This is a genomic window from Bradyrhizobium sp. SZCCHNPS1003, from assembly GCF_032381555.1.
Lineage (GTDB): Bacteria > Pseudomonadota > Alphaproteobacteria > Rhizobiales > Xanthobacteraceae > Bradyrhizobium.
This window is the reverse complement of record NZ_JAUHIU010000006.1, coordinates 240,985-250,520: the sequence shown is the minus strand read 5'-3', so window position 1 is coordinate 250,520 and position 9,536 is coordinate 240,985. Positions and strand designations below refer to the sequence as shown.

At 64.0% G+C, this 9,536-nt stretch carries 8 protein-coding genes; all 8 read left to right on the top strand.

Translation table 11 applies throughout. The annotated features are described in order from the left end of the window. Nucleotides 1–7 precede the first annotated feature (7 nt). The 8 genes from QX126_RS12500 (at nucleotide 8) to QX126_RS12465 (ending at nucleotide 9,535) form a co-directional block, all read left to right on the top strand. Complete coding sequence (locus QX126_RS12500) at nucleotides 8–991, top strand: alpha/beta hydrolase (RefSeq protein ID WP_315781214.1); 984 nt, start codon at nucleotides 8–10, stop codon at nucleotides 989–991. Then, on the top strand, nucleotides 988–2,721 hold the full coding sequence (locus QX126_RS12495; RefSeq protein WP_315781212.1) for a cyclic peptide export ABC transporter: 1,734 nt from the start codon (nucleotides 988–990) through the stop codon (nucleotides 2,719–2,721). Before QX126_RS12500 ends, QX126_RS12495 begins: the two co-directional genes overlap by 4 nt. A gap of 133 nt (nucleotides 2,722–2,854) precedes the next feature. After that, nucleotides 2,855–3,916: a GNAT family N-acetyltransferase gene (locus QX126_RS12490; protein ID WP_315781210.1), complete on the top strand. Its 1,062-nt coding sequence runs from the start codon at nucleotides 2,855–2,857 to the stop codon at nucleotides 3,914–3,916. Between the two features lie 19 nt (nucleotides 3,917–3,935). Then, nucleotides 3,936–5,267 carry a lysine N(6)-hydroxylase/L-ornithine N(5)-oxygenase family protein gene (locus QX126_RS12485; protein ID WP_315781207.1) on the top strand — a complete coding sequence of 444 codons (1,332 nt, stop codon included), beginning with the start codon at nucleotides 3,936–3,938 and terminating at the stop codon, nucleotides 5,265–5,267. Nucleotides 5,268–5,465: 198 nt separating this feature from the next. Further along, on the top strand, nucleotides 5,466–5,819 hold the full coding sequence (locus tag QX126_RS12480; RefSeq protein WP_315781204.1) for a hypothetical protein: 354 nt from the start codon (nucleotides 5,466–5,468) through the stop codon (nucleotides 5,817–5,819). 313 nt (nucleotides 5,820–6,132) lie between these two features. Continuing rightward, entirely contained in the window at nucleotides 6,133–7,383 is a 1,251-nt protein-coding gene (locus QX126_RS12475; protein ID WP_315781202.1) for an ABC transporter substrate-binding protein, read from the top strand. A 118-nt stretch (nucleotides 7,384–7,501) separates the two neighbouring features. Further along, nucleotides 7,502–8,326, top strand: coding sequence for an AraC family transcriptional regulator (locus QX126_RS12470; RefSeq protein WP_315739524.1), 825 nt, complete (start codon nucleotides 7,502–7,504; stop codon nucleotides 8,324–8,326). A gap of 198 nt (nucleotides 8,327–8,524) precedes the next feature. Beyond that, the gene (locus QX126_RS12465; protein ID WP_315781200.1) at nucleotides 8,525–9,535 is read left to right on the top strand and encodes a branched-chain amino acid ABC transporter permease; all 1,011 of its coding nucleotides are present in this window, start codon (nucleotides 8,525–8,527) and stop codon (nucleotides 9,533–9,535) included. The last annotated feature ends 1 nt before the right edge of the window (nucleotide 9,536 follow it).

Below are 9,536 nucleotides of genomic sequence, written 5' to 3'. Positions count from 1 at the left end.
GGTGATCATGAGCCTTCATCCTGATATCGCTGCACTGCTCGAGATGATTCAGCTCGGAACGGAATCCGGCGCGCGCATTCCGTTTCGGCAACTCACGCCGGCGCAGGCGCGTGCCGATTTCGACGCCTCCTCGCCGTTGCTGGATATCGATCCGCCGCCGCTCGCATGCGAGAGACAGCTTGTGCTGCCCATGCGCGACGGGGCGGAGATCGCCGCGCGGCTCTATGCGCCGCGGCCGTTGGACGTCGCCGATCCGATGCCCGTGCTGCTCTACATGCATGGCGGCGGCTTCGTCGTCGGCAGCCTCGACTCGCACCAGCCGCTGTGCCGGGGTCTTGCCGATGACAGCGGCGCGCCGGTGCTGTCGATCGGCTACCGGCTGGCGCCGGAGCATCGGTTTCCGACCGCGTTCGAGGACTGCGTGGATGCGCTCGCCTGGATCGGGCGCGAGGGGCCTGCGCTTGGTCTGGACCCGCGGCGTGTCGCGGTCGGTGGCGACAGTGCGGGCGGCACGCTCGCTGCAGCCCTGGCGATCGCCGCGCGCGATGACCGGGCCTTGCCGCAGCCCGCTCTTCAGGTCCTCGCTTATCCCGGCCTCAGCCCGCAGCAGATCTCGGATTCCTACGAAAAATACGGCTCGGGCTATCTGCTCGAGCGCGAGACCGTGGACTGGTTCTTCGACCACTATCTCCCCCAGGACGCCGATCGCCACGACTGGCGATTTGCGCCGCTGGCGGCATCCGATCTCACGCGCGTCGCGCCTGTGCTGATCGTGCTCGCCGAGTTCGATCCGCTTGCCGACGAGGGGCGGGCCTATGCTGAACGCTTGCACGCGGCGGGGGTCGCCGTGGATCTGAAGGTCTATCCCGGCATGATCCACGAGTTCCTGCGCATGGGCAACGTCGTGCCGGACGCTCTGCGGGCCCGCGCCGACATCGGCGACAAGCTCGCTACCGTCTTCGGCATGGGAATGGGAGCTGGCGACCGATGATGACGTCATCCAATCCAGGACTTGCCAACGTCGGAAGCCTGCTGCGGCCTTATTGGTTGCTGCTCGTCGCAGCCATCCTGCTCGGTCTCCTCGGCGGCGCCAGCGTTGCGGGTCTGCTCGCCGTGGTGAACCGCGGCCTTTACGCAGGGCCAGGCGACATTGGTGGGCTGGTCGCCTCGTTCGCGGGTCTCTGTGTCCTGATCGTGGTCGGCTCCGTCGGCTCGGACATCAGCGCCAACGTCGTCGGACAGCGGATCGTCGCCTCGCTGCGCAAGTCGCTGGCCGCCAAGATCCTGATGGCGCCGATCGACCAGCTCGAATCCTATCGGTCCCACCGCCTCATCCCGGTCCTGACCAGGGATGTCGACGCCATCAGCGATTTCGCCTTCTTCTTTCCGGTCCTCCTGGTGTCCGGCGTCATCGTCGCCGGCTGCCTGATCTACCTGGCGGTGCTCTCGTGGCCGCTGTTCCTGGTCACGGCAGCCTTGATCGCGCTCGGATCGTTCGTCCACTATCTCGCTCGCAAGCGCGGAATGACGGGCTTCAATCTCGCGCGCCAATACGAAGACGACCTGCAGAAGCATTACCGCGCGATCTCCGACGGCGCCAAGGAGTTGCGGCTGCACCGCCCGCGCCGGCGCCACGTCCATGTCGATCTGATCGGGCAGACCGTCGACCGGATCGGCGACGTCCAGATCAAGGCCATCAATCTGCTCGTGACGGCGCGTGCGCTCGGGACGGTTCTCCTGTTTCTGGTGATCGGGACCACGCTCGTGCTGCGTCCGCTGCTGTGGCCCGACAGCCCGGCCTCGGTGTCCAGCGGCTTCGTTCTGGTGCTGCTGTTCATGCGCGGACCGATCGACCAGTTGATCGGTATGCTGCCGTCGCTCGGCCGCGCCCAGGTCGCGATGCGTCGGATCGCCGAATTGTCGGACCGTTTCACCACCGAAGAGGCGGAACTGCTTGATGATCCGGCCGGTCGGACTGCCGACCAGATTGAATCGATCGAGTTGCGCGGAGTCTCCTACGCATTCCCGGCGTCCTCATCCGAACGGCCCTTTGCCATCGGACCGATCGACCTTCGCATACGCCGCGGCGAGATCGTCTTCATCGTCGGTGAGAACGGCAGCGGTAAGACGACGCTGATCAAGCTGCTGCTCGGACTCTATGTGCCCGACCGGGGCGTGCTGCTGCGCGACGGCAGTCCTGTCGTCAGCGAGACCCGCGACGACTACCGGCAGCTCTTCACCACCGTGTTCTCGGACTATTTCCTGTTCGACACCCTTGCACAGCAGAGCAATCAGCGATCTGAGATCGCACAGCGCTATCTCGACCGCCTCGAGCTTGCGCACAAAGTCTCCATCGAAGGCGGCGCATTCTCCACCACCGACCTGTCGACAGGCCAGCGCAAGCGGCTCGCCTTGATCAATGCCTGGATCGAGGGACGGCCCGTGCTGGTGTTCGACGAATGGGCGGCCGATCAGGATCCGGCGTTCCGTCAAATCTTCTACACCGAGCTGCTCGCCGACCTCAAACGCCTCGGCAAGACGATCATCGTGATCTCACACGACGATCGCTACTTCCACTGCGCCGATCGGATCGTGCGCCTGCGCAACGGGAATATTGACGTGGGCGACCCCTCCGAGCGCCGCGAGCCGGCACGAAGGCAACGCTCGCTCACGCCGGCTCTGCAGGAGTCCATTGAGTCATTTGAGGCAACGAAGCCGTGATGCGCAGCTTTGTAGTTAATCTAAACGCGGTGCCTCGGACCTTCTTGTTTTCGTCGTGCCGGCCGATCTACATCCTGAACGGGAGTGGACAGGGATGACGCCCGTGCAGATCAATGAAGGGGGAGGGTTTCGCATGAGCGCGACCGCGAGCGCTGCAGGCAGCGCCAGGACATTTCCCGTCGCAATTGACGCGACAATGTCGGTCGTGCGCGACGATGACGGGATAAAGGTGATCGCGGATGGCGCGGCGCTGTTGTCGTTCCGGTCAGACGGCGAGCTGATGCGGCTGACTGTGGGCGACGAACCCCGTGATTTTCGCCGGGTGTCGCGCGGAGTCGCGGCAATGGCCGAAGCGGTCTTCGGCTGGACGCCGTCGCTGGAGAGGCTCGTCCTTGCGCTCGACGACAACCCGGCAGCAGCATCGGCCTTGGCGAGAGACGGCCTTGCGGTGGTCACCGACGGCAGGTTGACGCTGCGTCCGGACATGGTGATGCAGCGACGCGAGAACTGGCTGACGGACGCCGCATGTCCGCCGTTTCCACTATCCTACACGATGACCGATGGCAGGCGCCATCCACGGCGACCGCCCAAGCCGGTCGGCACCGTCTACGCCCGTTTCATTCCCTGGCTGTCCGACGTCATTAGTTTTCGCGTCGTCGACATCGCTCACGATCTCCCGCTGGTGCACCGCTGGCTCAACGACCCGCGGGTGGACACGTTCTGGAACGAGGCGGGGGACATCGACAAGCACCGGCAGTATCTGTCGCGGATCATGTCGGACCCGCACATGGTGCCGCTGATCGGCTCCTTCGGTGATCAGCCTTTCGGCTATTTCGAGCTCTATTGGGCAAAGGAAAATCGCATCGCGCCGTTCTACGAGGCGGCGGACTATGATCGCGGTTGGCACGTGATCGTCGGCGAGCACGGCTTCCGGGGCCGCCGCTTCATCACGGCCTGGCTTCCCTCGCTCATGCACTACATGTTCCTCGACGATTGCCGCACCGAGCGCATCGTCGGCGAGCCGGCGGCGACGCATTCCCAGCAGCTGCGTAACCTGGATCTGGCGGGCTTTGCCAGGCTCAAGAACTTCGACTTCCCACACAAGCGGGCAACCCTGGTCATGTTGCTGCGCGAGCGCTTCTTCGGCGACCGGCTGTGGCAGCCGGCGCCCAAGGAAGCACCCATAGAAGCCTAGCGCGGACGGAGCATCACTCATGTCGTATCATCCTGCCCCTGAATATGATGTCGTCGGCGTTGGCTTCGGGCCATCGAACCTCGCACTGGCGATTGCGCTCGACGATTGCGCCAGGCAGCAAAGCTTGAAATGCCGGTCCCTGTTCGTGGAAAGGCAGCAGGACTTCAAGTGGCATGGCGGAATGCTACTGCCCGGCAGCAACATGCAGATCTCCTTCCTCAAGGATCTGGTATCGCTTCGCGATCCGACCAGTCCGTTCACCTTCGTCAACTATCTTCACAAATCTGGCCGGCTGCTCGACTTCACCAACTGCAAGACGTTCTATCCGAGCCGGATCGAGTTCAACGACTACCTCCGATGGGTCGCCGGCCAGTTCAGCGCCATGGTCGCATATGGGGAGACAGTCGAGGCTGTCGAGCCCGTGCACGCCGGTCAGTCCGTCACCGCGCTTCGCGTGCTCACGCGCATGGTTGACGGGAAAGAACGGTCACGCGTCACGCGACACCTCGTGGCCGCCGTCGGCGGCGTGCCGCACATCCCGTCCGTATTTCGAGCGGTCGCGATGGATCCGCGGGTCGTGCACACCAGCGGCTATCTCGGCTCGTCGCTTGCGGCAGGATCGGACGGTCGCTCGCCGCGGGTGGCGGTCATCGGCGGCGGGCAAAGTGCGGCTGAGGTCACCCTCGATCTCAGCGAGAGGATTCCGGGCGCCGAGATCGATCTGGTCTTCCGCGGGCATGCGCTCAAGCCGGCCGACAGCAGCCCGTTCGTGAACGAGATCTTCAACCCGGACTACACCGATTATTTCCATTCGCGGTCCGACGGGCAGCGCGAGACAATCGTCCGCAGCTTCCGCAATACCAATTATGCGGTGGTCGACCCCGACCTGCTCGATCAGCTCTACCGGATGACGTATCAGCAGCGCGTTGCCGGAGCTCGGAAGCTGGCGCTTCATCCGCGCAGCGAGATCGTCGCAGCTCACGCCTCCCCCGAGGGGGTGGTGCTCGAGTTCAATAACAAGGACGAGGAGGTCCGCCGCCGAGCGGCATACGACGCCGTCGTGCTCGCCACCGGCTACGAGCGATCTCCGATCCCGGGGTGTCTCGATCCGATCAGCCGCTACATCGAGTCGGCGTCGCTTGATCGCGACTATCGTCTGCAGACAAGTCCCGCGTTTCGTCCACACGTCTATGTGCAGGGCTGCGCCGAAACCTCGCACGGCCTCAGCGATACGCTGCTCTCGGTGCTGCCGATGCGGGCTCAGGAGATCACGAAGTCGCTCGTGTCGACAACGGCGAGAGAACAGGACGCCGCGCCCTCGCAGGACCGGGCCGAGCGCGTGTACTCGTGATGGAAAGCCGAATGCGGAGCCACGACGCGCGCGCCGCGCGCGACGTCGTGGAATGATGCCGAAGGGGCATCGTTGCGACGACCTGGCCGTCCCTGGCGTGTCACGGTCGAATTGTCATCGGGGGGCGCCGTGCCTGCAACTGCTGGATGACCGACATCTCGTGTCGGCCGGCGGGCACGGTGGAGTGCAGGATTGGAAATGGGTGAGCCGCATCTGCCTGAGCGGGTCGTAACCTTGCTAGTGTCGAGTGAATACGCGCGGCTCGTCGGCCGGACCATGTCGGAACGGCTCGATTACATCGTCGACATCGCCTCGCTGCATACGCGCGACGAGTTGGTGCGGCGACTGGGACTCGGCCGCGTGGTCGTGCGCCAGGTCGAGAAATGGCTCGCGTTCCACGGACGCCGTCTACGGCATTCGAACGAAAGCATCGATATTGCCATGTGCGGACTGGAATTTCGGAAGCGGCGCATCCGGCGGTCTCGGGTGGCGGTACGATCGCGTCGGTTGAACTCCAAGACGATCCCAAGGGAGCCGGGCCGAGGCAGTTGAGTTGCCCGTGCTCTGCCAGCGCGGCCAGGCCGCTGCCACGCCGACGAAGCCCTGACGGGACCGCGATGCACGCGGAGTGCATCACAGGCTTATCGCGTCGCATCATGGAAAATGAGACTCGTCGTCAAGGCCGAGGCCTGGCGGGTTGCGCCCGGCCTCGGCTCATCCGCTAGCCTCCGCGGTCGATGGGAGCTCACCGTCGCTCGTCAGAGATCACGCGAGGCGTCGGGAAGGTCCGCTGCCAACATGGCCAACAAACAGCGGCCGGCACACGCTCGTGTGCCCCTGCAATGGGCGACAAGGGAGGAGTTCGATGCACATGCGAAGTGTAGGTATCGCCGTGTTCACGGCGCTTTTGCTGTCCGGCACGGCATTCGCGCAGGAAAAGATCAAGGTCGGCGTCACGGCGACGCTGGAGGGCACCTATACCGTGCTCGGCGAGGACGGAATGCGCGGCCATGTCACCGCGCTGAACGTGCTCGGCAAGAAGGTCGGCGACAAAGAGCTGGAGTTCGTCGTCGCGTCGACCGATGCCACGCCGGACTCGGCCGTCCGTGCCGTGCGCAAGCTGATCGAGCAGGACAAGGTGCAGATCCTGCTGTCGCCGCTGTCGGGCGACGAGGGCATCGCCGTCAAGAACTTCGCCAAGACGCACCCGGAACTGACATTCGTCAACGCGGCGTCCGGTGCGCAGGAGACGACCTATGTCGATCCCGCGCCGAACTTCTTTCGCTTCAACATGGATGGCGCCCAATGGCAGGTCGGCCTCGGCAAATATGCCTATGAGACCAAGGGCTATCGCAAGATCGCGACTGTCGGCGAGGACTATTCCTTCATCTATACCCAGGTGTTCGGCCTGGCGCTGGAGTTCTGCGGCCTGGGCGGCAAGATCTCCAGCCGGCAATGGGTGCCGCTCGGCACCAAGGATTTCGCGTCGGTGATCGCGGCGCTGCCCGATGATGTCGATGCGATCTATCTCGGTCTCGGCGGCGCCGATGCCGTCAACTTCCTCAACCAGTATCAACAGGCCGGCGGCAAGGCGCACTTGATGGGCGGCTCGATCATGATCGACCAGACCATCCTGTCGTCAAAGGGCAATGCCAAGAACGCCCTGATCGGTACGATTGCGGCATCGGGGCAGGCCGATACCTGGGAGGATCCGCGCTGGCAGAAGTTCGTGAAGGCCTATCAGGACTCGTTCCCGCCGGAGAAGCGCTTCCCGAGCCCGTCGCTGCTTGCCACCAACTACTATGGCTCGACCATGGCGTTGATCCTGGCGCTGCGCGAGGTCAATGGCGATCTGTCGAACAACCAGGCCAAGCTAAAGGCGGCGCTGGCGAAGATCGAGATCGATGCTCCCAACGGCAAGATCAAGCTCGACGCCAACCGCCAGGCGATCGGCACCAACTTCGTCACCGAGGTCGTCGACGATGGCAAGGGCGCGCTGTTCAGCAAGGTCGTGAAGGTGATTCCCGACGTCAACCAGACGCTGGGATACGACGCCGCCACCTTCGCCAAGATCGGCCTGCCGAGCCGCACCGTGCCCGAATGTAAGAAGTACTGACCTTCTGCAGAGAGCGACGCGGCTCGAGCGGGCTCGGGCCGCGTCGTCGCGTCTCTTGCTTTCTGCAAAACAATGATCGACGCTGACGAACAATAAGAACCATTTCGGTGAGGAAGTGATGAGTAGGGCGCTCGCCGTCTTTCATGCTCGCTTCGGCCGCGCGACGGTTTATCAGCTCAATCGGCCATTCAATGTGCATGCCCACCGCGAGGGACATCTGATCTTTCATGTTGGCGGGACGCCGGCCGATATCGACGTCTGCGACCAGCATTATCAGATCGGCGAGGACTGGATCGTCGCGGTCAATCCGTGGGAGCCGCACAACTTCCTGCCGAACGATGTCGGCAACGGCGCCATCTTTTTCGTGCTCTACGTCAATGCGGAGTGGTTCACGCCGTCGGCCGCGCGCGAGCAGGGCCTGCGGTTTGGTCGTACCTGCTTTCGGCGAACCGCCGCCCTCGACCGCTGCATTCGCCGCGCCGCAGCGTTGGTATGTGGCGCGCCATCGCTCGGTTGCCTCGACGGCGAGTTGCGGCAGCTGATCGACAGTTGCTACGAGGAGAGCTGGCGCGTCTCGGATCAGATGCCCGAGCGGCCGTGCGCGGAAGTGACGGATTTTCGAGTTCGCAAGTGCATCAAGCTGATGTCGGACAGTCCGTGCGCCGAGATCGAGCTCGATCACATCGCCCGCGAATCCGGACTGTCGCGGCCTCATTTCTATCGGCTGTTCCGTAGCCAGACCGGAGTAACGCCCAACCTCTATTTGAATACGCTGCTGATGGAGCGGGCGCTCGATGCGGTGGTGGCGACGGAGTCGCCGATCGCCGACATCGGCTTCGATCTCGGATTCACCTCCCAGAGCGGCTTCACGCGCTTCTTCGCCGGAAATGTCGGCATGGCGCCGACCGATTATCGCCGCGCTGCAAAAGTGCTGCGTGCCTGACGTGCTGCTGCGCGTCGCGCGAAAGAGACTGTCGATCAAGTGCGCATGCTTGTCTGCCGCTACACTCTTCGGAACGTGATCCGGAAAAGGATCCGACGAGGGAGGACGAGCGATGACCGGCACACCCGGCGATCTTCGGCTGAATGCGCCTTTCCGCTGTGATGACGGATCCGTCCCTCTGACCATGAGGGAGGGACGATGAGCCGCTTCATCGAGCGTCACCCGATCTGGTCCCTCATCATTCTCCTCGCCTTGGCGCTGCTGGCGTGGCTGATTGTCGCCGTCTGGCCGCCGGGGCTTGAGGAGGCGATCGGTAGGAAGAAGGTGTTCCTGAGTGCGGTGTTCAACGGCATCACGCTGGGCGGACTGTATTTCCTGGTCGCGAGCGGGTTTACGTTGATCTTCGGCCTGATGCGAAACGTCAATCTTGCGCACGGCTCGCTCTATCTGCTCGGCGGCTATGTGGGCTACGGCGTGTCCGCCGCGACCGGGTCATGGATCCTCGCCTTCGTCGCAGCCTTCATCGTCGTCGCGGCCATCGGCGTTCTCCTGCAACTGCTCGTCTTTCGCCGCATGGAGGGCCAGGATCTGCGCCAGACCATGGTGACGATCGGCCTCTCGATCGTATTCGCCGATCTGATGCTGTGGGCGTTCGGCGGCGACTTCTATCAGATCCAGACGCCGGCCTGGCTGATCGGACCGGTGCAGCTCCCGCTGATGACGGCGATGAAATCGTCGGGCGAGCCGGTGTTCCTGCAGTATCCCCTGGTACGGCTGGTGATCTTCTGCGGCTCGGTCGTGATCGGCGTCGCGATGTGGCTCGCGCTCAACCGCACCCGTGTTGGCATGATCGTGCGCGCCGGCGTCGATGATCGCGAGATCCTGGCGGCGACCGGCGTCCAGATTCAGCTCGTCTTCGTGCTGGTGTTCGCGCTGGGCGCGGGGCTGGCCGGCATTGCCGGTGTGGTCGGCGGAACCTTCCAGTCGATCTCGCCCGGCGAGGATACGCGCTTTCTGCTGGCGTCGCTGGTCGTCGTGATCGTCGGTGGCATGGGATCCATCCCTGGCGCGGCGCTCGGCGCTGTCATCATCGGGCTCGCCGAGCAGCTCGGCTCTGTCTACATCCCGACCTATGCGATCGTCGTGACCTTCCTGATCATGGTGCTGGTGCTGGCGCTGCGGCCCCAGGGCCTCCTGGCGAGGCGGTGAG